1 pseudogene is annotated in these 618 nt (G+C 47.4%); it reads right to left on the bottom strand.

Annotated features, from left to right (window positions below):
* Positions 1–614 (bottom strand): annotated as a pseudogene (locus R7Z77_RS26600) (serine dehydratase subunit alpha family protein); the annotation flags it as partial.
* Positions 615–618 lie beyond the last annotated feature (4 nt).

Raw genomic sequence — 618 nt, 5'->3', positions numbered from 1 at the left:
GTATTGAGCTCTGCAGCTTGGAGAATGAATTTGATCTCTTCAAAAGGCGCTTGAGTGGCAAACTCATAGATTTGTTTGATCGAAATATCCACACCTTCACACACAGAAGCGGTTGCAACGCGTTGCTGCGGTGGAGCATCAAAAATCACGTCGCCATTGCGCATGATCTGGATAATGTTGGTGTGACCGCCACTGATCGTGACCGAAACAACATCGTCACCAGAAGTGAGCGTTACGCTGCAATAAATGAATTCTTGCGTATCCATGCGCGCTACAGTTACCCGCTCTTCATCTATCAATTGTTGCGCAGCAGCGACATCCTGCTCATTAATCCGAGCCAACACTTCCAGTTCTGCTGTTGGGTCACCAGCTAATGCACCAACTGAGGCGGCAATTTTGAGGCCTATCTTGCCCGTTCCGGGTACGAAAACACCCATCGAGTTTTTAAATAGGTTGTCTGAAACACGCACCTCTATCGCATCAATATCGGATGTGCCGAACTCTTTTCTTGCAACTGCTGCCGCGTACGCAGCAGCAATGGGTTCTGTACATCCTAATGCAGGTTTCACAACTTGCTTAATGATTTGGATATATTGTGTCCATTGCTGGTTCATGCTC

This window comes from Vibrio sp. 1401, assembly GCF_033340295.1.
This window is presented reverse-complemented; position numbering and strand designations above follow the sequence as displayed.